Source organism: Bacillus cereus group sp. Bc010, assembly GCF_027716745.1.
Taxonomy (GTDB): domain Bacteria; phylum Bacillota; class Bacilli; order Bacillales; family Bacillaceae_G; genus Bacillus_A; species Bacillus_A pacificus.
Map to the genome: position 1 here is coordinate 428373 of NZ_JAQFUY010000002.1, position 23761 is coordinate 452133.

Here is a 23761-nt window from a genome sequence, read left to right on the forward strand (position 1 = left end):
ACCTCGTTCGATTTTTTTCTATTGTAACATATTTCTGCTTATTCTTTGCAAATATGCTTGTCTATCTTTATTCACATACCATTTTTAGTGACATAAAATATTAACAAAAAGGATGAGATAAATCACATGAATCTATCCGATATAAAAAAAGAATATCATGCAGTATTCAGTTTAGGACAAAACTGCTGGCCTGCTTGGGCATTATATCAATTCAAATTATCACCATTTTTTGGCGTTATTGATTTTATGCTAAGCCCATCATTAGAAAAAGTGAATATATTATTACAAAATCGATTTGACCGTTTTTTACAGTTAGAAAACTTATCCTTCATCTCATTTTGGGATGATGGTGCGAAATTAAGACTCCGGGACAATCTATATGAAATCGACTCCTGCCACGACTTTAAAACAGATGTAAACACACCAACTTCTTGGCCTTCTTATACAGAAATCAAACTAAATTATAAGCATCGTATTACTCGTTTTCTAAATACAATTGAAACGGCACAATCCATATTGTTTATTCGAACTGGAGGAACATACGAAGAAGCACGTTCCTTAGAACATATTTTATCTCAAATCGTTACACATACATTCTCTGTCCTATTACTCATTCCTGAAGATGTACCAACTGTTACGGAAGAAGATTGGGGATTGCAAAATATTTGCGTTATAAAATGTCCTATTATGGATGTATTTCAGTACAATGAAGCATTTTGGAATGACTTATTTAATGGCATCGTAATTCGACCACATTCTTAAATACACGACACTTTTATTACGCAATACATTATAATCATCCTTATACAAAATAAAGTGAAACTTTAATCAGTGGGGGTTTTGTTCATCCCCCACTGATTATCAGCCCTCACCAATCGGACTTTTACGGACAGTTGATCCCCCACCTAACTTCTTTGCTTCCGCTGAATTTTGAGATGGGGATCTTACTGCCCGTTAAAGCGGGATAAATAAGGAGTGATTGTATATGTATCCACGTGCAAAAGCTTTCGGTCTTGCTATACATGACAGTCGCCTTCTTGTACAAGAATATCATACAGGCGATGAAACATATTACCGGCCTCTTGGCGGTTCAATTGAACTTGGTGAAAAATCAGCACATACCGTTATTCGTGAATTTCAAGAAGAGCTTCATACAGAAGTGGAAATCACCGATTATTTAGGTTGCTTAGAAAATATCTTTCATCTTGATGGAGAAATTGCTCATGAAATCATTCAACTATATTCTTTACGCTTATTAGACACATCACTATATGGAATGGAAAAAGTGAAGATACAAGATGAGCAAACAGTGTCATATGCGAAATGGATTCCCATTACAGCATTCATTCAGGAGAAAAAAGCACTATATCCAGATGGAATTTTAAACTATATTCAAAGGAAAAAAGACGAAATCCTATAGGATCTCGTCTTTTTTCTTTTCATATATTAACCAATGTTTCCAAGACGTAGTACGTCACGAGCGATCATAACTTCTTCGTCAGTTGGAATTACAATAATTTTTACTGGAGAATGTGGGAAGTTGATGAATGCTTCCTCACCGAATACGTTATTGCGTTTTGCATCGAAGTATACGCCCATGTATTCAAGGCCTTCTAATACGCGTTCACGAATAATCGCACTGTTTTCACCTACACCAGCTGTGAAGATGATTGCGTCTACACCTTTCATACGAGCAGTGTAAGAACCGATGTATTTGTGGATACGGCTTACGAATACATCAAGTGCTACTTTCGCACGGTGATCGCCTTCTTCTTCTTTCGCAATGATGTCACGTAGGTCACTAGAGTAACCAGTAAGACCTAACATACCACTCTTCTTGTTCAATACGTTAACTACTTCTTCTACTGTTTGGCCTGTTTTTTCCATGATGTATGGAATTAACGCAGGGTCAATGTTACCAGAACGTGTACCCATTGTTACACCAGCAAGTGGAGTGAAGCCCATAGAAGTATCGATAGATTTACCGCCTTCTACTGCTGCGATACTTGCACCGTTACCTAAGTGACAAGAAAGTAAGCTTAAGCTTTCAAGTGGACGACCTAATAGCTCAGCTGCACGCTCAGTTACATATTTATGAGAAGTTCCGTGGAAACCGTATTTACGGATACCGAATTTTTCATAGTACTCATATGGTAAGCTGTATAGGAATGCAGATTCCGGCATTGTTTGGTGGAATGCTGTATCGAATACTGCTACTGCTGGTACGTTTGGTAATACTTCTTGGAATGCTTTAATACCAACAACGTTTGCTGGGTTGTGAAGTGGTGCTAAATCGCTTAATTCTTCGATATCAGCTAATACTTCATCAGTAATTAGAACAGAGTCAGCAAATTTTTCGCCGCCGTGAACAACACGGTGACCGATACCGCCAATCTCGTCTAGAGATTTAACGATTCCGTTTTCAGTTAATTTTTTAAGAAGCATATTAACTGCTACTGCGTGATCTGGAATGTTTGTAATTTCTTTTTGTTTTTCGCCATCTACAGTAATAGTGAAGATACTATCTTCTAAACCGATACGTTCTACTAAACCTTTTGTTAATACTGTTTCACTTGGCATTTCAAATAATTGGAATTTTAAGGAAGAGCTTCCTGCGTTAATCGCGATGATTTTTGACATCTAGTCTTTCGCCCCTTTTTCTCTTGGTAGTTGTGTGGATGTTTCCACAAACCGCTCGATTTTATCTGATCAAATTTACTAAATATGAAAACGTTTCATCATTAGCAAATTTTATACTCACGATTTTAATTTAAACATCGTACGACATATATTTCAAGTGAAAAAATTGTAACACCAAGAAAAAAAATATATTACAGATTTCAAAAAAATTCAGTTAAATCTTGTATATATTTAAAAATATGACATATCATATAAAACTGTACTACATGAATTACTAACCCTGTTACATATACCTGGCCTTATTTATGCGTTGCAAACCAAGTATTTAATTGGTCCATAATGTCCTCCATCGCCTTCATGTTGGAGAATTTAGGTAACTCCACTAATAACGCCTGTTTTGGCATCGTTACACTAGGGCCTTTCTTTTGGAGAACAAATATACTTTTTGCATTTTTCTCGTTTTTAAACATGGAAACAGGTAGCTGTAATAACCCCTGAATAAAGCATGTTTCTTTAATAAATGCATGCAATTTTGGTGCTTGATCACTTTCAAAAATGAAGTTCGGTACTAGGAAGAATAAGTATCCGCCTTCTTTCGTATGCTTCACACTTTGTTCAATAAATAGGTGGTGGGCATATGACATTCCTTCATCTGCTTTTAACTTATATTCACTTGCACCGATTTCATTTGGATAGTAACCAACCGGTAAGTCTGAAACGACTGCATCAACTGGATCGATATAAAGCGGTGCTAGTCCATCTTGATGGAAGAATTCGATTGCATGCTTTTGTAAATTCGCATTTACTAAAGCAAGTTTAATTAGCACTTCGTCCACTTCTACACCAAATCCACTCATCGTAATGTTTTCTTGAGCACTATTGAAAACTGTCGTCATCAAGTTACCCGTTCCAATTGCAGGGTCTAACACAGTAATTTCATTTTGACCCTTCATAAATTTATGGAATAAGTAGCTCATGAACATACCAACTGCATCAGGCGTCATTTCGTGATTCGCTTGTACGCCTTCTTTCATTCCTTTTAAGATGGCTAACTGAAATGCTTTACGAATTTCTTCACCTTTATATGTTTCTTCATTAAACGTACTATATTCACGATCCAGCCTTTCAATTGCTGATTCTGATAATTCCTCTTGTAAAATCGCTCCTTCAAACAAGTTATCCCCTGTTTCTACAAGCGCCTCTAAATATGTTACATCTAATTCTTTACGTAAAACTACCGCAGAAGAATCAAAAATAGAAAATAAAGTTTCTACTGTCTGACTCACGTACATTCCTCCTTCTCTCTTTTACACATAACTTATATCATACCATAATCTGATTTTTTCCCAAAAGAAAAAGCGACCTCTTTTTAAGAGCTCCCTTTTTAGTGATGTATGATGTAACGTCTTCTCTCGTATATCGATTCCATATAGCAATATATGAGAGAAGACGACCTCTTACAAAGAGGTCATCTTCGTTCACATTATTTTGCAGCTTTTGCTGCTTCTAATGCTGCTTCATAGTTTGGATGGCTTGTACCTTCGCTTACGTATTCTACGTAAACTACTTTGTCGTTGCTATCTACTACGAATACCGCACGAGCAAGTAAACGAAGCTCTTTCATTACTAAGCCGTAAGCTTCACCGAATGAAAGGTCACGGTGGTCAGAAAGTGTAACAACATTTTCTAAACCGTTTGCTGCACACCAGCGTTTTTGAGCAAATGGTAAGTCAACGCTAATTGTTAATACTTTCGCGTTTTCAATACCTGCTGCATCTTGGTTAAAACGACGTGTTTGTGCATCACACACACCTGTGTCGATTGAAGGTACAACACTAATTAATTTCACTTCACCTTTGTATGTTTCTAAACTTACTGGAGATAAGTCATTTGCTAACACTTGGAAGTTTGGCGCTTGATCGCCAACTTTAACTTCTGTTCCAACTAAAGTCATTGGGTTACCTTTAAAAGTTACGTTTGCCACTTGAAAATCCTCCCTTATTTAAACAAAATATGTACAATGTAAATGATAGTTTGTCCCTATCGATAATGCAAATAAAATCGCTTTATTTACAAAAAAATTAAAGAAGCTAATCCATTGATTAGCTTCTTTATTCGTTAAATTTGAAATTCCGGATCGTCTTCTTTTCGTTTATCCATCATTTCTTTCACTTTATCAACAGCTTGTGGCGCTAATTCAATTATTTTATCGATGACGTGTGTTTGCTTATCTAAATGTAACACTTTTACGCCTTCTCCATTTATAACGAGAAAAGCAACAGGATTAATAGAAACTCCTCCACCACTTCCCCCGCCAAATGGATGACGGCCTGAATGTTCTATTTTACCAAATTCACTTCCACCTGCAGCAAATCCGAAGCTAACTTTTGAAACGGTAAGAATTACACTTCCATCTGCCGCTTTAATTGGATCGCCTACAATTGTATTTACATCAGTCATTTGTTTTAAATGCTGCATTGCAGTTGTCATTAAACCTTGAATTGGATGGTCCATTCTATATCCCCCCTTATGCTTGAACAGAGTTTTCAGTCGTACCAGATCTTTGTTTTCTCATAAACGCGATTAATTTAATACCTGTTTTTATAGCACGGAATATACGAAAGGATGCTGTTAATTCACATCTTGACGCAAACCCTTTCCCTTGAAAAACAGGAGTAATTTCAAATTCTGGTACGTCGACAATATGCATATATTGTCCTACAACTCCAGCAGCCATTCCTTTTGTCCCCCATGCATATCCGGTAACAATTCCAGTACTAGCTGCATCACCTGCACCAATTTGCGTGTGCCATCTCCAACCATTGATTTTCACTCGTTTGAGAAAATCTTTAACGATAGTATGAACTTCTTGAAGCTTTTTTATCAGTTCCCCGATGCTATCAAGTTGTGCCATAATTTTATTATCGAGCCCGCCATCCTCTTCAGCTTTTTCGATTTTTTGCCCTGTTTTCTTCTGTTGCTTCTCAATTCTTTCCAACACATCAAATGTATAGCGAATCATCCATATTTTCACTTGAAACAAACATTGCTTTTCCATTTCTGAATATAAAAATGTCACTTTAAGCTTTATTTTCGACAATAGTATAAGCAAAATAAAAAGGAGAAGAATTATTATTCCAATTACGAACCACTTCATACGTATCATCCTTTCACTCCGTACCCATTATCGACAACTTTATTCATCATTAAACAGAGTTTCATAAGATTGAATATAAAAATTTTTCTAAAAATAAAAAGGTATTTTGACAATTTATATCGAAATATATTATTTGAACATATCATCAGGGAACGGACTCTAATGATATGTAGCACGAAGCATAGAAAATTTAACTGCAGTGGAGGGATACATAATGGCAGATCGTCGCAATTTATTTTTCTTTTATGGTGATGACAAAGCAAAGCTCGTTGAAAAAATGAAACCAATCTATCGTATTTTAGAAGAGAATGGATTTACCATATTAGATCATCCAAAAAATGCAAACGCTATCGTCAGTGTTGGAGATGATGCAACTTTCTTACAAGCCGTTCGTAAAACTGGTTTTAGGGAAGATTGTTTATACGCAGGGATTTCTACGAAAGATGAAATTTCATTCTACTGCGATTTCCATATTGATCACGTTGATATAGCCCTTCAAGAAATTACAAAAAATGAAATTGAAGTGCGAAAATATCCAACAATTGAGGTAGATGTGGATGGCAGCACATCCTTCCATTGTTTAAATGAGTTCTCATTACGTTCTAGCATTATTAAAACGTTCGTTGTAGACGTTCACGTTGATAATTTATATTTCGAAACATTTAGAGGTGACGGTTTAGTTGTTTCTACCCCAACAGGAAGTACAGCTTATAATAAATCGTTACGTGGTGCAGTTGTTGACCCGCTTATCCCTTGCTTCCAAGTAAGTGAATTAGCATCTTTAAATAACAACACATACCGCACGCTCGGTTCACCGTTCATTTTAAATCACGAACGTACATTAACTTTAAAACTAAGACCAGACGGTAACGATTATCCTGTTATCGGTATGGATAATGAAGCGCTTAGCATTAAACAAGTGGAAAAAGCTGTTGTACGCTTAAGCGATAAACAAATTAAAACAGTTAAATTAAAAAATAACTCTTTCTGGGAAAAAGTACAGAGAACGTTTTTATAGTATTAAAATAACCGTAGAATTATGGTGGCCCATAATTCTACGGTTATTTATTTACCTCGATTGGCGCGAACAACAACTTCTCGCTATCCGGCCGTTATTCTTGTCAGTTTTTGTCGGTAAGTCGATATATTTCGAGTTACCGTCGATATATTCCGATAATCGCTCATATATTTTTACGCATCTTTTCTATAGACGACTTTGCCATCTATTACGGTCATCTCTGCTTGTACTTCTTTTATTTCTTCTGCCTCTATTTCAAAAATATTGCGGTCTAATATCGTAAAGTCCGCTTCATATCCTTTTGTAATTTGCCCTCGCTTCTCTTCTTTTCCAATTGCATAGGCACTTCCTGTTGTAAATAAAGAGACAGCCTCATATGCCGTTAACCTTTCCTCTGGCATATAGCACACATCGTCAATAAAACTTCTACGTGTAACAGCGCTATATATGCCTAGAAACGGATTCACTTGCTCAATCGGAGCATCCGAGCCCCCGTTACAGTGTAATCCCGCTTCCAGTAACGTCTTCCAAGCGTACGCATAACGAAGACGATGCTCGCCTAGTTTTTCAATGACTGATGGAAAATCCGATGAAACAAAGACTGGCTGTATATCAATAATGGCTTGTAATTTTTTCATTCTTTCAATCAACTCTTCACGAGCTAACTGACAATGAATAATGCGGTTACGTAATCCTTCTGCTGGCGGATATAATTCAAGTGCATCAATGACATATTCAAGCGATAAGTCGCCGATAGTATGAATCGCAACTGGCATATGTAAATCTCGTGCTTTCTTCACTAATTTCGCAAGTTCTTCACGTGAGAAAATCGCAACCCCATTCGTTTCCTTCGCATCTTCATACGGTTCACTTAATAATGCTGTTCTTCCGCCAAAAGAACCGTCAGAAAAAATTTTCATTGCCCCAAATTCAATATAATGCTCATTTTCATATTCCTTTCGTTCCTGTGCTACTTCATGATGAACGAGTAAATGTGCTTTAAATGGCATTTCCTTTATAACATGAGAAAACGCATTGTGCGTTTTTCTAAAACCACCGTAATAATTCAAATCTTCCGTATGCCCACCAACGAGACCATATTGCCAGCAATCTTTAATCGCTGTTTGCAGAGCTCTTTGTAAATAGGCTTCATCAATTTCAGGCTGCACATGTTTAATTAACTCTTGTCCTTGTTCATATAAAAGCCCTGTTAACATATTTGATGAATCACGGCCAATTTTTCCGCCTTTTGGATCTTCTGTCGCTTCTGTTATATTCGCTTCTTGCAGTATGTATGAATTCACCCATGTAACGTGACGACAAACTCGCTTTAATAAAATCGGATGGTCTTTCGAAATTTCATCTAAATCACGCGCGTGAACATCTTTCGTATCTGTAAAGTTATTCTCATTCCATCCTTCTCCAATAATCCAAGAACCTTTTGGGGCTTCTTCTACGCGCTTCTGAACGTGAGTAAGCACTTCGCTATACGATGTGCAATTTGATAAATCTAGACGAAGTAATCTCTCCCCGTGACCAATAAGATGCATATGGCTATCAACGAGACCTGGAATCATTGTTTTGCCTTTTAAATCGTGCAATGTAACCGCAGCATATCGGCTTTCTAACTCTTCTTTACTTCCAACATCAACGATCATACCCTTTTCAACGTAAACAGCGTCCACTTTTTCATTTTCTTCTCTCATCGTGTAAATGGTGCCGCCGTACCAAATTTCTCCCATATATCCCATCTCCTTTGTTTTATTGTATAAAAAAAAGCACCATTTCAAAACATGGTGCTTTTCTAAACATTACTTTTGTTCAGTAGTAGACGTTGTAATTTGCCATTCAATATTAAATTTATCTTTTACTTGTCCGTATGCTGGGCTCCAGAATGTTTCTTGAAGTGGCATAATAACTTCGCCACCCTCTTGTAACTTATTGAATACTTCTTTCGCTTTTTCCGCGTTACTAATTTGAATTGCAATTGTTACTTGAGATCCAATTGCATGCCCTTGACCTGGGAATGTATCAGAAATCATAAGATCCGTATTACCAACTTTTAAAGTAGCATGTAAAACACGCTCTTTTGCTTCAGCTGGAACCGGGTATTCTGGATTTTCAGGCATATCACCAAACGTTTGCATGACTTCTACTTTTGCATCTAACGCCTCTTTATAAAACTGTACAGCTTCTTGCCCACTACCATCTAAAACTAAGTACGGATTAATACCTAAAATCATACGGACACCTCTTCTTTTTAATTTATAAAACCGAACTTACGTTCGTTTTTATAATATCATATGCTTAATACTTCATTCAACTATTTATTTCACTATTTTCAAAATTATTTTGAAGGAATCTCCATCTCTTGTTTTCTAAGTTCAATACGGCGAATTTTTCCGGAAATCGTTTTTGGTAGTTCGTCTACAAATTCAATTTTGCGAGGGTATTTATATGGTGCAGTAAGTTCTTTGACGTGTTGTTGAAGTATTGGAATTAATGTTTCTTCGCTCTTTTCTATATTCTCTCTTAATACGATAAATGCCTTCACGACACTTCCGCGAATTTCATCAGGACTTGCGACAACTGCACATTCTCTTACGTAAGGATGCTTTACGAGCGCATCTTCTACTTCAAACGGCCCGATTGTATAACCAGAGCTAATAATAATATCATCACCGCGCCCTTCAAACCAGAAATAGCCTTCTTCATCTTTCTTCGCTTTATCACCAGTAATATAATAATCACTGCGGAATTGCATCGCTGTACGCTCATCGTCTTTGTAATATTGTTTAAAGAGGGCTGGCGTTTCAATGTGAACTGCAATATCACCAACCTCGCCTACTTTAACCGGAATACCTTCCTCATTTACGATATCAACGTGGTTGCCTGGCGTTGGTTTTCCCATTGATCCTGGTCTAATATCCATCCCTTTCATTACACCAACAAGCAATGTATTTTCCGTTTGCCCATAGCCATCTCTCACTGTAATATGAAAGTGCTTTTGGAACGTTTCAATGACTTCTCTATTTAACGGCTCACCTGCGGATACAGCGCTATGTAACGCTTCTAAATTGTACTCGCTTAAATTTTCTACCTTTGCCATTAATCTATACTCAGTCGGCGTACAACAAAGCACATTCACCTTATTATCGTCTAATAAATTTAAATACGTTTTCGGTTCAAACTTACCGTGGTATACAAATCCTGTTGCCCCTGAGCCTAGAGTTGCTAAAAACGGGCTCCAAATCCACTTTTGCCAGCCTGGACTAGCCGTCGCCCATACAACATCATTCTCTTCAATTCCGAGCCAATTTGGAGCGCTCGTACGCAAATGAGCGTATGCCCACGCATGCGTATGCACAACACCTTTTGGATTTCCTGTCGTTCCTGACGTGTAAGATAAAAAGACCATATCTTCTTTATCTGTCTTCGCCATTTCTAACATATCACTCTCTTTTTCTAACGCTGTTTTTAAGTTAATCCATCCATCTACTGACTGCTCGCTCAGAACGAATTTTTGAAGAGAATCCATCGCTTCTATATCATCAAACTGTCCAATATACGGCTCATAACTTACGATTGCTTTTACTTCCCCGTGTCCAATGCGGTATTCGATATCCTTTTTACGTAACATTTCTGAACTCGGAATTACGACAAATCCTGCTTTAATCGCAGCGATATACGTCATGTATGCTTCAATTAAGCGAGGCATCATAATGAGGAGCTTGTCCCCTTTTTGCAGACCACTCTTTATAAAAGCGTTTCCAATTTTATTTGCACCTTTCATTAACTCAGCGTATGTAACTTCTCGTCGATTCCCTTTATCATCTTGCCAAATTAAAGCAAGCTTCTCTTTATCACCTGTATATTTCTCTATTTCAGAAACTAAATTATAAGACGGCGGTGCCAACAATTCTTCTCTCTTCATAAACATCCTCCTTTTTCTTTATGCCTCCCTTATATAATAAAGAATTTTCTGTAAATTTTGAACCCTCTTCTTTTGACAAATTTTTCAGTTCTGTCGAATTGGTAAATGAAATTATATCGAGAGTTTTTCAAATACATCGACTTACCGACAAATGGCGACACAACATAAAAAAGAAAGAGCGGGAGAACCCGCTCTTTCTAAGCCATCTTATATGAGATTATTTTTGGAAACCGCCTAATTGTTGCTCAGCTAGTGAAACTAGACGTTTAGTGATTTCACCACCAACAGAACCGTTAGCGCGAGCTGTTGCATCAGCTCCAAGTTGAACACCAAACTCTTGAGCGATTTCGTATTTCATTTGGTCTAATGCTGATTCAGCACCAGGAACCGCTAATTTATTTGTGCTACGTGACATGTTATATCACCTCCTTGTGAGTATAGAGTGTGATAAATAACATGACTTCATACACGGTTTATATATGGTAATTTATGGTTTTAGAAAAGTTCTTCGAATTTTTCTTCTTCCGCCACTACTTCTACCGTTTGCAATACCACTGTTTCTTTGTTTGCTACAGCTTCATCGATTAATGGTGTGAAATCGTATTTCGCTTCAAAACGATTCGCTTTTTCACGCTTCGGCTTCGTCGCTGGGCTTGCTGGTGTGAATACTGTACAGCAATCTTCGTACGGACGAATCGAAATATCATATGTGCCAATTTCTTCAGCGATTTTAATAATCTCTAATTTATCCATCGTAATAAGCGGACGAATAACTGGATAGTTCGTTACTTCGTTAATCGTATGCATACTATCTAATGTTTGACTTGCTACTTGTCCAAGACTTTCACCAGTCGTGATTGCTAGCGCGTTACGCTCCTCTGCGATACGCTCTGTAATACGCATCATCATACGGCGCATAACTGTCATTGAATAGCTAGATGGGATTTCTTTATTAATTGTTTTTTGCACTTCTGTAAATGGAACAAGGTGAAGCGTTACACGTTTACAGTATTTCGTTAACTCTTGTGCTAAATCGATTACTTTTTGTTTCGCGCGCTCACTTGTGAAAGGTGGGCTATGGAAGTGAACTGCTTCCACAGATACGCCGCGTTTCATCGTTAAGTACGCTGCTACTGGGCTATCGATACCACCAGAAAGAAGTACCATTACTTTTCCGCCAACGCCAACTGGTAAACCGCCAGCTCCCATACGCTCATCGCACATAATATAGCTATAACCACTGCGAATTTCTACACGTACATTTACATCTGGATTATGAACATCTACAGTAATATCTTCTGTATTTTCTAGAATGTGTCCACCAATCTCAGGTAATAATTCCATTGTCCTCATTGGGAAATGCTTATAAGAACGGTGTACAGTAATTTTAAATGTTTTCACATCGCCTTTTACTTGTAAGAAAGCTGCTAATGCACCTTTTTTAATATCTTCTAATTCTGATGGTACTTTCATCGCTAAGTTAAACTTATGAATACCAAATACATCTTTTAATCTTTCAGATACCGCTTCATGATCTTCGCCATTTAATTGGATATACATACGGTCATGTGTTGCATCGATTTTAATATTCGGGAATTTTTTCAGTTTGAACTTCACGTTATCTTTTAATGTGCTTACAAATTTAGAACGGTTTTTACCTTTAGTCGTCATCTCTCCATAACGAACTAAAATATATTCATATGTCATCATATTCCTTTACCTCATCACTTCATATAATTTTGGCATCGTCTCTTTCACAATACCTTCAAATTGCTTTACTTCTTCCATCGTGTTTTCTGGCGCCAAACTAATGCGAATAGCACTTGCAGCAGCGGCATGCGGTACTCCCATTGACACTAACACTCTGCTCACTTCATTTGCTTTTGAAGAACAAGCAGATTTCGTTGATACATATACACCGTGCTCTTCTAAAGCATGAACGACCACTTCTGGTTTTAAACCTACAAATGATACGTTTAAAATGTGCGGTGCTGCATATGCAAGCGACGTATTAATCGTTACATCTTCCATTTCTTTAAAGAAACGAACAAGCTCTGCTTGTAAACTTTGCAAATGAGCTACCTTTTCTTTCACTTGTTCCATTGTCATGCGAAGTGCTTTCACCATCGCTACAATGCCAGGTAAATTTTCTGTACCAGAGCGATACTTCAGCTCTTGTTGACCACCTGATAAAATTGGATCTAACCTTACGCCATCACGTACATAAAGAAGACCCGTTCCTTTTACACTGTGGAATTTATGTCCAGATATTGAGCAAAGATCAATATGAGAAGCGTATAAATTAAGCGGTACTTTTCCTATCCCTTGTACATGGTCCACATGGAATCTTATTTTCGGATAATTCGATAATAAAGTTCCAATTTCAGCAACGGGCTGAATTGCTCCAGTCTCGTTGTTCACGTGAATAATTGACACAAGAATCGTATCTTCACGAAGCGCTCGTTTTACATCCTCTACCGATACAACACCATGCTCATTAACCGGTAAATATGTTACATCAAAACCGAGATCTTCTAATTGTTTATATGCTTCAAACACAGACGCGTGTTCAATATTTGTTGTAATGATATGTTTACCGCGCGAACGATTCCTCATCGCTATTCCTTTAATCGCAAGGTTATTTCCTTCCGTTCCACCTGATGTGAAAATAATTTCAGAAGGTTTAACGTGAAGAAGCTGCGCTGCAATTGTTCTTGATTGTGTTAATAGACGCTCTGCCTCTCCTCCAAGCGAATGAATAGAAGAAGGATTCCCAAAATATTTCCCCGCAACCGTTACGTACGATTGAAGAGCTTCTGGATATGGCTTTGTCGTCGCACTATTATCAAAATAGATCATCGTTCTTCCCCTTTCAGCGCTGTCACATCATATAATCATATCACAAATACGTGTCATTACGCTAAGACTACTCAAAGGTTCCGTTATATTTTAAAACGAATAACCTTACTGTATTCCGCTCTTCATTATAGCAACATCGCCTGCAAAATTACACAAAAAAACAAACCCTTATGAAAGGGTTTGTTCATTGTCTACATATTCAGCTATTTTTTGAACAACGCCAGGCTCAAGTTGCTCTAGTACAGAAGCCGCTTGTTCTAAAGCTGCATCGTATTGATATTCACGGAATAATTTCTCCGCATAATTTAAGCTCTCTGCAAGGTTTTCATCATGACTGCGGTAACGATTACCGTATTGAATTAATTTTTCAACTAAATACGCTTGTCCAATTAACTCTTCTGTCATTTCAGCAACACCATTAACAGTTGTGTAAGCTTCTTCTAAACTGCTATTTACAGCATTCATATTTAACGGCTTCACTTCTAATTGCTCATATACAGCTTGCATTGCCATTTGTCCTCTTTTTAAATCTTCCATAATGCTCTCTGGAAGCCCTGGCAAATTCGACTTTTGCATAAAGCGTTTCGTTTCGAAAATAGTATTTCGCATTTCTTGTAACTTCTCACGTGCTTCAAATTCTTCTTTGCGCATCGTTTGCAGCATTTCTTTATATTCTGCATGAAGTACTTTTAATGTTTCACATTGCTCATAAATCTCTTCTAGTTCCTCACGAATAATAGAGAAGGCAATATCTTGTTCCGCAACGCGTAATTGCAGCATTTCAAAACGTTTCATTAAAATGTGCATTTGCTTTTCAATTACTTTTTGAGACTCAATGTCCTTATCTTGCAACTGATAGCTTTGTTTCACAAGCTGTGTTTCTGCTTTTGTTTCAATCGTTTCAGTGCGAATTTCTTCTAAGTCTTCATAAACAGAAAGTGTTTTTTGCTCCACATAATGTCTCGCATGTACTTCTTGTTCTAGTTGATCATAGAAGCTATCTAAACTCGTTTTTAAGTTTTCTACTTTTTCAGCCGCTTCCGTTATGTGAAGCTCCTGTATATCCATTAAACATATTTGTAGTTGTTTCTTCATATCGCGAACTTCTTTAGGGATTTCCAAATACTCTAATACATAACCTTGTCTTACCATATCATTATGTCCGTGTAATAAATCTTCCAGCTGAACTGGTAACGTCGCTTGACACTCTACCAATAAATCTGGAATTTGGTGAATAATGATTTCTAAATCTGCTAAACCTTCTTCCAAACTAATAACAATTTCTCTCGCTTTTAAATAGTCACCATTATTTGTTGCTTCTTCAAAGGTTTTAAATTTCTCAGATTCAACGTCTAGCATCTCTTCAATTTTCTGCTCTGCTGCTCCATACATATGTCTATGAGCAAGAACACTCTTCTTCATACTACGATATGTATCACGTAACCCTTCGATTTCCGAGCTATTTTTTTCATGGCTTTCTAACAATTGCTGTAATTCATTTAAAATGTCTGTAATACGATTATCAGCGTCATCTAAACCACTTATGGATTCATTCATCGCATGCTTTGCTTTTCGGAAGGAGAATTGCGAGGCGAATTTTCGCGCTTGCGCTAAATCTTTTTCAGCTTTCGGAATGGTTGTTGATACAATTTCATCCCATTCTTCACGCCATTTACCAAACAGTTCTTCTGTTTGACCCGTCATATTTAAATCTTTCACCCGCTTCAGTTCATCTGCCACAGGTTTATCTTTTATCTCTTGTTTCCACTGCTCAAGTGCTTCAATATCTTTATATGAACGATTTCTTATCACAAGCTCTATCATGAGCAGCACTAGAATAGAGCTTACTACAATGATAACGATCGTCAGGATAGAATCCATGCAAAAAAGCCTCCTAGTTATATCTCTTTTTTTGTCCGTTCCGTTTATGAAATGGAAGGCATTATGTATAAAAAGGGAATCCCCCTATATTTAACAACTAACAATGTACTAATCATACCATGTAATGGTTTGTTTTTGACCTAGTTTTTTTTAAAATTTCATGTTTCTTTCAATGCAATTGTAATCTTTCTCAATATTCCGTTTGGATTACCTCTCATCATCAAATGAATGCAGCAAAGGGCCTTCTTCCATATGAGATGCGAAATATATTTTACGTACAAGTGGCGGTTCAATAGAAATCGCATGCACATTTCCTTGCCTTACCGCTTGCTCTACTGATATTTCTGGAAGTAATGTGATGCCAAGTCCGGCACTGACCATCGCAAGCATCGGTTCTGCATAAGAAGTTTCAAATGCAATAATCGGTTTCGCACCTATCCCTTGAAACAGATTCGTAATCATTTTTCTAACATCACAGATTTCTGGGTATACGATTAACTTTTCATTTTGCAAATCTTCCATTCGAATTACTGTTTTCTCTTTATAAAGATGATCACTTGAAACGACACACACAATTTTTTCTTCTCGTATTTCTTTTATACACGTAGCACCTTCTACTACTGAATCGATGAACATCGCTTCAATCTTCCGTTCTTTAAAAAGTCCTATCAGTACTTTCGTATGCTCAATTTTCCATTCTATTTCGAACCCGTCACCTAATGTATCTTTACATTTTGATATGTAATGTGCTGCTAAACTTGGCAATATGCCTATTGAAATGTTCCTCTTCTCTTGAAATTTCTTCATTTCGGCTTTCACTTCATGTATGTGTTCCAAAATCGGTAACATTCTTTTTATAAATAACTCTCCAGCCTCTGTTAACTCCACTCCTTGCGCGGAACGCTTCAGTAAAGTAACTTCTAAATCGGCCTCTAACCTTTGAATTTGTTTACTAAGCGCCGGCTGAGAAATATGTAAAATTTTACTCGCCTTTGATAAACTTCGCGTATTTTTCACTTCAATAAACGATCGTACTGCCTCTAAATCCATCGTACACACCTCTAACAAAAAGTTATAACTGTCATAAAAAATCGATATTTCCTTCTATAAACAATTACTCTTTATACTTATTTCATCAACTTACTATAACGAAATGTAAAGGGGAAAGATACTCTTGAACAAAAAACAAATGCTACTCGGATCCCTCCTATGCTTACTTGCCGTAACGGCTTGGGGATTTATGTTTCCTGTCATGGCAAACGCCTTACAGTTTATCGATCCGTTCTTCTTCACAACGATTCGCTATGGATCAGCAGCTATTATTTTTCTTATTCTGTTATTACTTACCGAAGGGACAAAGTCACTCCGCTTAGAAAAGAAAACACTTTCGTTACTTTTTTACGGAACAGTCGGTTTCGCAGGATATGGTTTTCTCGTTTTCTACGGACAACAACTTGCCGGACCGTCTGGAGCCATCCATGCCGCGATGATTCAGTCTCTTATGCCACTCATCGCTTTATTATTGCAGTGGATAACTAAAAACAAACGCCCACAAAACTACACTTTCCTTTGTATGTTCGTTGCACTTATCGGTGTTATGCTTGTCATTTCAAAAGGAAATATTCACTTATTATTTGGAGCTGCCAGTCACCTCTCAACAAATATACTTATGCTGTGCGGCGTTACTTGCTGGGTCATTTATACAAACGGTGGTGCTAGTTTTCAATCTTGGTCACCACTTAGGTATACGACGTTAACTTGTTTATTTGGCTCAATTTCACTCATCACTATCGTCACTTTTTTAACTTATACAAACGTTGTCACTGTACCTTCACTATCTACAATTATGAACGTTCGTTTTGAACTCTTATATATGTCTATTATTGCAGGCGTTATCGCAGTATTTTGCTGGAACGCAGGAAATCGCTATATTTCATCTATTAACGGCATATTATTTATGAATTTAGTTCCTGTGCTTGCACTTATCGGTTCCATCTTTCAAGGTTATACAGTCGACAAAATTGAAATTGCCGGAGCTTCATTAACAATTATCGCGCTATTATGCAACAATTTATGGCAAAGAAAAGAAAGCACAGAAATCCCCACCTCCGTTCGTTAGGTGGGGATTTCTCACATATGAACAGCTCTTGGCCATTCCTGATACATATTCGTTATACATAATGTTTGTTCCATCCATTGTTCAATTTCTTTCGTGTACATTTCTAAGAAAAAGGTCTCAGATGGAAAAGAATGCAGCACTTCTGATATATATTGCGGATATAAAAACGGCATATTCATCATGCCTTTTAATTGCGTCATAAACATTGTAAAAGATACCTTCTTAAACTCTTGTTTCATTTGTCCTTGTCTAATTACTTGCTCTATATAATATCTTTCTTTAGAAAAATAAACGGTCATCACTTTGCGAATTAATGTCGTATCAAGCGACAGCTCTCGGTAAAAGAAACGTGTCAGCTCCCTATTATCAAATTGATATCGTAAAATCCCGCGCACCATTTGTACCATCACATCTTTAGCCGACAAATACTCCCTCTGTTCAAAGGACGTTTCAATCACATGAATATACCCTTCTAAAAAATTAGTAATAAGCTGCTCTAATAGGCCTTTCTTTCCAGCAAAATAATATGAAATATTCGCTACATTCACATCCGCTCGCTTTGCAATGTCTCGCACCGACGTTCCATCATACCCTTTCGTGTTAAACAACGATATTGCCGCATCAATTACTTTTTGTTTCGTCTGTTTCATGCGCTCACTTCCTCTCACTGAACAGCTATAGTGTAAATTTCTTGACTTTTAAGACAAATTCCTTTAATTTTCTATCGACAAAGTCATGTGAAATACATCGTATTTTGCTAATATTTTACACATCTCGATAAAAAAGGAGCTGTTTCCATGTTTACTAAAGAAAGTTATGCAGGATCTCGCGTGCAACAATATGAGACAGTAATAAAACAACTGGATGCATTATTAACTGGCGAATCAAACGTAGTCGCAAACTTATCAAATGCGTCCGCATTATTAAACCAATTTTTAGATCGCGTTAATTGGGTTGGCTTTTACGTAACAGAAGGAAATCAGCTTGTTCTTGGACCATTCCAAGGAATGCCTGCTTGCGTGCGCATTCCATTTGGACGAGGCGTTTGCGGCGTTGCAGCTGAAACAAAAACAACGCAGCTTGTAGCAGACGTCCACCAATTCCCAGGGCATATCGCTTGCGACAGTGCTTCAAATTCAGAAATTGTCGTACCGATTATTAAGGATGGGAATGTCATTGGTGTACTTGATATTGATAGTCCTGAAAAAAATCGTTTCGACGAAGTAGATCAGCGCTATTTAGAAAAGTTTGTGGAAACACTCCTAAAACATATGTAACAAAAAAGAGCCAGTTATCGATTAAGTACATGACGTACAAAACCGATAGCTGGCTCTTTTTTTATTGATTACTAACAGTAGATATTTTCTTTAACGCTTGCTCTAAATCAGAAACGATATCCTCCCAAGATTCTAAACCGACAGATAAACGTATTAAATTATCATAAATGCCCATTTCTTGTCTTAACGCAGCTGGAATCGCAGCGTGCGTCATCGTTGCCGGATGCTGAATTAACGTTTCTGTATCTCCTAAACTTACCGCAATTGTAATAAAGTGAAGGTCATTAATAAGCGCCTGCGTCTCTTCTTTCCCACCTTTAATTGAAAAAGATATAACGCCGCCCCCACGTTTCATTTGGCGAGATGCTAACTCTCCTTCTGGGTACCAAACACCTTCTACCGCATCATGATTTTTTAGAAACGATACAATTTTTTCTGCATTATCACAATGGCGGTCCATTCTTACCGCTAGTGTCTTTAATCCGCATAACAATAACCACGCATCAAACGGCGCCATAATACCGCCGATATCTTTTCGCATCGGGCGAATCTTTTCAGCTAACGCTTTCGTTTTACAAATTGTTACACCCGCTACAACGTCACCGTGACCCCCAATATATTTTGTCGCACTATGAACAACGGCGTCACAACCAAGTTCAAGCGGTCTTTGTAAATAAGGTGAACAAAACGTATTGTCAACAATGACAAGTAAACCATTTCGCTTCGCAACCTGAATCACTTGTTTTAAATCAATTAATTTCATTGTCGGATTAATCGGTGTTTCAACGAAAATAAGCTTTGTATTTGGGCGAATTTTATTTTCAATATCACCCTCTGTCTCCATATCACAAAACGAATGCGTAATCATAAATTTTTCTTCCAACACTCCCAAAAAGCCGTACGTGCATCCGTATAATCCATTTGAACAAATAATATGATCTCCAGCTTTTAGAAAACCAATTAAAGTTGCTGAAATAGCTGCCATACCGGATCCGAAAGCAAGCGCTTCTTCTCCTCCTTCTAACACCGCCATACGTTCTTCAAATAATTTCACAGTTGGATTTCCAAGTCTTGAGTAAATATAAGATGGATCCACTCCCGCAAAACTCGCTTCTCCTTGCTGCGCAGTCTCAAATGTAAATGTAGACGTTTGAAATAAAGGCGGTGTCAAACTTCCTTTATGTTCCTCTGATGTATAACCGTGATGAATTAACGCTGTCTCCATATGCTTCTTTTTCATAAAAACATCCCCTTTTATGTTTTTATTGCCGCATATTCACCAACAAAAATTTGATGAACGTTTTTACTACATTTTATGTAAGCGTTTTATTTGTGTTTCTATCTCTTCTTTTATATCGTTTTAAATTCCTTCTTGTTTATTTCCAAAATTTATATGCATAAAACAAAAACGTACTCGCTTGACGAAACTCTGGGTAAAAGATATAATAGCGTTTGTGTAAAATAAAAAGGCAGCCTTGTAATGTGAGTTTATCGTTTGTATTTTGTTCCTCTGCGGAGGTGTATCTCGTAACTCCCTGCTGCTGGAGCGAAGGTACATGAAAACAAAATGCCCGTAAATATCGATTACGTCTGTTTTTATTTTACGTAAATAAAAACATTTTAAAGGAGGAGTCAACTATGGCTCGTTATACAGGTCCAGCTTGGAAACTGTCTCGTCGTCTTGGAATCTCTCTAAGCGGCACAGGAAAAGAATTAGAAAAACGCCCTTACGCACCAGGTCCTCACGGTCCTAACCAACGTAAGAAACTTTCAGAATACGGTTTACAATTACAAGAGAAACAAAAACTTCGTCACATGTACGGCATGACTGAGCGTCAATTCCGTCGCACATTTGACCAAGCAGGTAAAATGCCTGGTAAGCACGGCGAAAACTTCATGATCCTTCTTGAAGCTCGTCTTGACAACTTAGTTTACCGTATGGGCTTAGCTCGCACTCGTCGTGCAGCTCGCCAATTAGTAAACCACGGTCACATCATGGTTGATGGCGCTCGCGTAGATATCCCATCTTACCGTGTAAAACCTGGTCAAACTATCAGCGTTCGCGAAAAATCTAACAACCTTGTTGTTGTTAAAGAAGCGATCGAAGTTAACAACTTCGTACCAGAATACTTAACTTTCGATGCTGACAAATTAGAAGCTACTTACACTCGTCACGCTGAGCGTGCTGAGTTACCAGCTGAAATCAACGAAGCATTAATCGTAGAGTTCTACTCTCGTTAATCTCGGTGCTCTGAAAAGAGTCGTATTAAAAGCCTTAGGAACCTTGTTTATCAAGGGGCCTGGGCTTTTTTTATTGAATATAACCGATTATATGTATAGAAACAGACTAATGTAATAAAATAAAAAAGAACTGCAAGTCTATAGTTAATAAAACTTAACCCTCTCTCTAGAATTTCATTTGTTTTTTATCCACATTAATAAAAACCTCTCCCTTCTTCTAACACTTAAAAACACTACATTCTATCCCATAACTTATTTTTCTTTGCTGTACTCTCCTTTTGTTAACATTATTTTTACAACGTATTTATTTGTACATAATCTATATCTTCCCTTTTTCTATTTACATTCAACCTTAAAAACCTCTTCATCACCCGAGCATCTGAATAAGATTAAAAAAACTTAATGAACAATTATCTCTTTAACTGCCGAATTATTAGAATATTCCATTTACAATCCCTTCCTTAAATTGGTATTATTTTCTTGTAAGAGGAGGGAAAGTTCATGTCTTTAAATATGTATCTCGGTGAAGTACAAGCTCAAACAGAAAGTATGAACTCTTTCTGTAGCACTACTATTCAAGGTATGGAACAAATTATTCATTCTATTGACGCTTTTGCATTGGATACTGTTCTACAAGGACAAACATATAGCAGTGCAAAAGCATATTTCTTACAAACCTTTCGTCCGTTAGCACAAGGAATCATTTACTTATGCGAAGAATTAATCCGTCAAAATGATGCTTTTCCAAGAGACTTTCAATCACAGGTAGCTTCTACAGATGTTATCGAACAGGAGATATTAGAACAAATTCGAGAAATTGACCGAATGATAGCAAGTACGGAAACAATCAATCAAGCTATGCCAATCTCGGGCATGGATGCTATAGTAAATCTATTTGCTGACATGAGGCGTAAACTGCAAGAAAAGCTAGAGCACCTATATGAATTTAATCAAACATCTAGTGATAACTATATTACAGCGATTCAATTAGCCGCTAGTATCACGACAGGTTTAGCTGAAGTACAAAGCGGAAAAGGTTTTAGTCCCGTCAGTGGTACATTTAGTACACAAAGGTTGAATATGGAATGGATAGCCTCTATTCAAAAAATTGCAGAGGAAAGAGTTCAAGAAGCCGAAATAAAAAAAGAAATTGAAGAAAAAATGGCTTTGCAGGAACAAGAAGCTAATAGACCGTGGTACCAAAAAACAGCTATTGGCGCTTGGGAATTCTTCCAAGGAATTTGTAATTCAGCTGCTGAAAACTTTACAGGCGTAGAATTACCAATGGGCAATGAATTAGAAAACAAAACAACCTTTCAAGTCGGAAATCTTGTGGGGAATTTTGTATCAGGGGTAGGATCTATTTTTGAAATTTTGGGCGGTATAGCTATTGTAACAGGATCAAATGTTGGAACCGTATTGTTAGAAGGAGTAACTTTCGGGGCAGCATCACCAATTGTTATCCCAGCTGATTTAGCTCTTACAACCGCTGGAGCAGGTGTTGCTACACATGGTACCTTTGTATGGTATAATACCGTTCAAAATAGTATCGATACTTTGCAAAGGTTTCAGTCTTCTTCTGGGGGTTCCTCTAAAAATCTTTTAAAAGATGGTAAGTTTGTCGAATCTGATTTAGAATTAAAATATGCGGAATATTGCGTTAGAAAAGCAAAAGACGGTAAAGTACCTAAAGATAGATTGAACTGGAAAGAAGCAAGTGATTATTGGACAAAAGATTCACCTATGGCAAGAGGAAATAAGTTTAATAAAACTGCTCAAAAAAACGAATGGTATCCACATGATGAGATTCAACTAAGTAACGGTAAAAGATTAGATTCATATAATCCACGTAAAGGGGAAATCATTTCTAGAAAAGCAACAGATTTAGAAGATATTGATATTAAAACTTTTGAGAAGTATTTAAAAGAAATGAAGGATAAATATGCTATTGGCACTAAGATTCGTTCAAATAAGTATAGAGAAATAGATGGGCAATTACTAAAAGGAAAACATATTTTAGAAATTCCAGTATCTAATAAAAATTTCAGAAAAATAGATGAATATATAAAGCGAGCAAAAGACAAATATGATATCGAGATTAGATTTAGGGAGGAATAATTAATGACATATTCATTGAAACCAGAAATACAGGAAGTACTTGAGAAAATTAATTTTACCGAGAGATACAAGTCCTTATCAAAACAATTTCCAGATAGAGAAAATACATTTGAAAACTATGAAAATGAAAAAGCAATTGAAGTATTTGAGTCTCTTGGCTATAAAGCTCGTTTTATGAAAAAAGAAAACTTTTTTAGAGTAGGAGAAGTAAAAAACAAAGATATCTATACTTTCAGGTTCAATATTAGCTTGAAATATGGACTCGTTGAATTTATTTGGGAGGCATGGCACACTGGTGAAGTTAGAACTGGAACATCTTGGGCTATGTTTGTAGACGTATTATCCAATGATACAGAAAAAATACTTCGTCCATGCTTCCACAGTTACGATGAACTCAAAGAAATCATGAAAATTGCCTTTGAAATGTACGAAGATTTTAAGCGAGAATTAATTCCTATTTATTCATAATGTAAAAAGCTACCGAAGACAACTAAAACAGTTATTTCGAGTAGCTTTT

At 37.0% G+C, this 23761-nt stretch carries 23 protein-coding genes; 8 read left to right on the forward strand and 15 right to left on the reverse strand.

Translation table 11 applies throughout. The features are described 5' to 3' along the window. Positions 1-126: 126 nt before the first annotated feature. Both PDQ68_RS05275 and PDQ68_RS05280 read left to right on the forward strand, forming a co-directional pair. Positions 127-762 carry a DUF1796 family putative cysteine peptidase gene (locus PDQ68_RS05275; protein WP_061183833.1) on the forward strand — a complete coding sequence of 212 codons (636 nt, stop codon included), beginning with the start codon at positions 127-129 and terminating at the stop codon, positions 760-762. 223 nt (positions 763-985) lie between these two features. Continuing rightward, complete coding sequence (locus PDQ68_RS05280) at positions 986-1420, forward strand: NUDIX hydrolase (RefSeq protein ID WP_016718663.1); 435 nt, start codon at positions 986-988, stop codon at positions 1418-1420. A gap of 26 nt (positions 1421-1446) precedes the next feature. Here PDQ68_RS05280 and ackA read toward each other — a convergent pair whose 3' ends face one another. From ackA to PDQ68_RS05305, 5 genes are all read right to left on the reverse strand, one after another. Continuing rightward, entirely contained in the window at positions 1447-2640 is a 1194-nt protein-coding gene (gene ackA, locus PDQ68_RS05285; protein ID WP_000034576.1) for an acetate kinase, read from the reverse strand. A gap of 299 nt (positions 2641-2939) precedes the next feature. Next, a complete protein-coding gene (locus PDQ68_RS05290) occupies positions 2940-3926 on the reverse strand; it encodes a class I SAM-dependent methyltransferase (RefSeq protein WP_016718664.1) in 987 nt (328 codons plus the stop codon). A 197-nt stretch (positions 3927-4123) separates the two neighbouring features. Then, the gene (tpx, locus tag PDQ68_RS05295) at positions 4124-4624 is read right to left on the reverse strand and encodes a thiol peroxidase (RefSeq protein WP_000024530.1); all 501 of its coding nucleotides are present in this window, start codon (positions 4622-4624) and stop codon (positions 4124-4126) included. Between the two features lie 134 nt (positions 4625-4758). Next, complete coding sequence (gene ytfJ / locus PDQ68_RS05300) at positions 4759-5154, reverse strand: GerW family sporulation protein (protein ID WP_000350002.1); 396 nt, start codon at positions 5152-5154, stop codon at positions 4759-4761. A 13-nt stretch (positions 5155-5167) separates the two neighbouring features. Continuing rightward, positions 5168-5806 carry a DUF2953 domain-containing protein gene (locus PDQ68_RS05305; protein ID WP_014893477.1) on the reverse strand — a complete coding sequence of 213 codons (639 nt, stop codon included), beginning with the start codon at positions 5804-5806 and terminating at the stop codon, positions 5168-5170. Positions 5807-6011: 205 nt separating this feature from the next. Here PDQ68_RS05305 and PDQ68_RS05310 point away from each other — a divergent pair, with 205 nt between their 5' ends. Beyond that, positions 6012-6815 (forward strand): NAD kinase, encoded by an 804-nt coding sequence (locus tag PDQ68_RS05310; RefSeq protein WP_000785165.1) that lies wholly within the window; start codon positions 6012-6014, stop codon positions 6813-6815. A 173-nt stretch (positions 6816-6988) separates the two neighbouring features. Here PDQ68_RS05310 and PDQ68_RS05315 read toward each other — a convergent pair whose 3' ends face one another. The 8 genes from PDQ68_RS05315 to PDQ68_RS05350 form a co-directional block, all read right to left on the reverse strand. Continuing rightward, entirely contained in the window at positions 6989-8557 is a 1569-nt protein-coding gene (locus PDQ68_RS05315; protein WP_270786599.1) for an amidohydrolase, read from the reverse strand. A 69-nt stretch (positions 8558-8626) separates the two neighbouring features. Continuing rightward, positions 8627-9058, reverse strand: coding sequence for a VOC family protein (locus PDQ68_RS05320; RefSeq protein WP_016718666.1), 432 nt, complete (start codon positions 9056-9058; stop codon positions 8627-8629). A 104-nt stretch (positions 9059-9162) separates the two neighbouring features. Next, positions 9163-10749: an acyl-CoA synthetase MbcS gene (gene mbcS, locus PDQ68_RS05325; RefSeq protein ID WP_270786600.1), complete on the reverse strand. Its 1587-nt coding sequence runs from the start codon at positions 10747-10749 to the stop codon at positions 9163-9165. A 217-nt stretch (positions 10750-10966) separates the two neighbouring features. Beyond that, positions 10967-11164 carry an alpha/beta-type small acid-soluble spore protein gene (locus tag PDQ68_RS05330; protein ID WP_000091639.1) on the reverse strand — a complete coding sequence of 66 codons (198 nt, stop codon included), beginning with the start codon at positions 11162-11164 and terminating at the stop codon, positions 10967-10969. 80 nt (positions 11165-11244) lie between these two features. Beyond that, positions 11245-12459 carry a tRNA uracil 4-sulfurtransferase ThiI gene (gene thiI / locus PDQ68_RS05335; RefSeq protein ID WP_000989284.1) on the reverse strand — a complete coding sequence of 405 codons (1215 nt, stop codon included), beginning with the start codon at positions 12457-12459 and terminating at the stop codon, positions 11245-11247. 6 nt (positions 12460-12465) lie between these two features. Beyond that, a complete protein-coding gene (locus PDQ68_RS05340; protein ID WP_000638965.1) occupies positions 12466-13608 on the reverse strand; it encodes a cysteine desulfurase family protein in 1143 nt (380 codons plus the stop codon). Positions 13609-13776: 168 nt separating this feature from the next. After that, entirely contained in the window at positions 13777-15489 is a 1713-nt protein-coding gene (gene ezrA / locus PDQ68_RS05345) for a septation ring formation regulator EzrA (RefSeq protein ID WP_016718669.1), read from the reverse strand. 207 nt (positions 15490-15696) lie between these two features. Next, positions 15697-16539, reverse strand: coding sequence for a LysR family transcriptional regulator (locus PDQ68_RS05350; protein WP_016718670.1), 843 nt, complete (start codon positions 16537-16539; stop codon positions 15697-15699). 124 nt (positions 16540-16663) lie between these two features. Between PDQ68_RS05350 and PDQ68_RS05355 the strand changes: the two genes are divergently transcribed. Then, complete coding sequence (locus PDQ68_RS05355; protein ID WP_016718671.1) at positions 16664-17608, forward strand: DMT family transporter; 945 nt, start codon at positions 16664-16666, stop codon at positions 17606-17608. A gap of 11 nt (positions 17609-17619) precedes the next feature. On the opposite strand, the gene refZ is transcribed toward PDQ68_RS05355, so the two are convergent. Further along, positions 17620-18258 (reverse strand): forespore capture DNA-binding protein RefZ, encoded by a 639-nt coding sequence (gene refZ / locus PDQ68_RS05360; RefSeq protein ID WP_061183831.1) that lies wholly within the window; start codon positions 18256-18258, stop codon positions 17620-17622. Positions 18259-18405: 147 nt separating this feature from the next. On the opposite strand from refZ, the gene PDQ68_RS05365 reads away from it, so the two are divergent. Beyond that, positions 18406-18885: a GAF domain-containing protein gene (locus PDQ68_RS05365; RefSeq protein WP_000494335.1), complete on the forward strand. Its 480-nt coding sequence runs from the start codon at positions 18406-18408 to the stop codon at positions 18883-18885. Positions 18886-18946: 61 nt separating this feature from the next. On the opposite strand, the gene megL is transcribed toward PDQ68_RS05365, so the two are convergent. Continuing rightward, on the reverse strand, positions 18947-20125 hold the full coding sequence (megL, locus tag PDQ68_RS05370; protein WP_061183830.1) for a methionine gamma-lyase: 1179 nt from the start codon (positions 20123-20125) through the stop codon (positions 18947-18949). A gap of 398 nt (positions 20126-20523) precedes the next feature. Here megL and rpsD point away from each other — a divergent pair, with 398 nt between their 5' ends. From rpsD to PDQ68_RS05385, 3 genes are all read left to right on the forward strand, one after another. After that, the gene (rpsD, locus tag PDQ68_RS05375) at positions 20524-21126 is read left to right on the forward strand and encodes a 30S ribosomal protein S4 (RefSeq protein ID WP_000135311.1); all 603 of its coding nucleotides are present in this window, start codon (positions 20524-20526) and stop codon (positions 21124-21126) included. 501 nt (positions 21127-21627) lie between these two features. Then, a complete protein-coding gene (locus PDQ68_RS05380) occupies positions 21628-23244 on the forward strand; it encodes a T7SS effector LXG polymorphic toxin (RefSeq protein ID WP_016718672.1) in 1617 nt (538 codons plus the stop codon). A gap of 3 nt (positions 23245-23247) precedes the next feature. After that, positions 23248-23712 (forward strand): hypothetical protein, encoded by a 465-nt coding sequence (locus tag PDQ68_RS05385; RefSeq protein ID WP_000222511.1) that lies wholly within the window; start codon positions 23248-23250, stop codon positions 23710-23712. Positions 23713-23761: the final 49 nt, after the last annotated feature.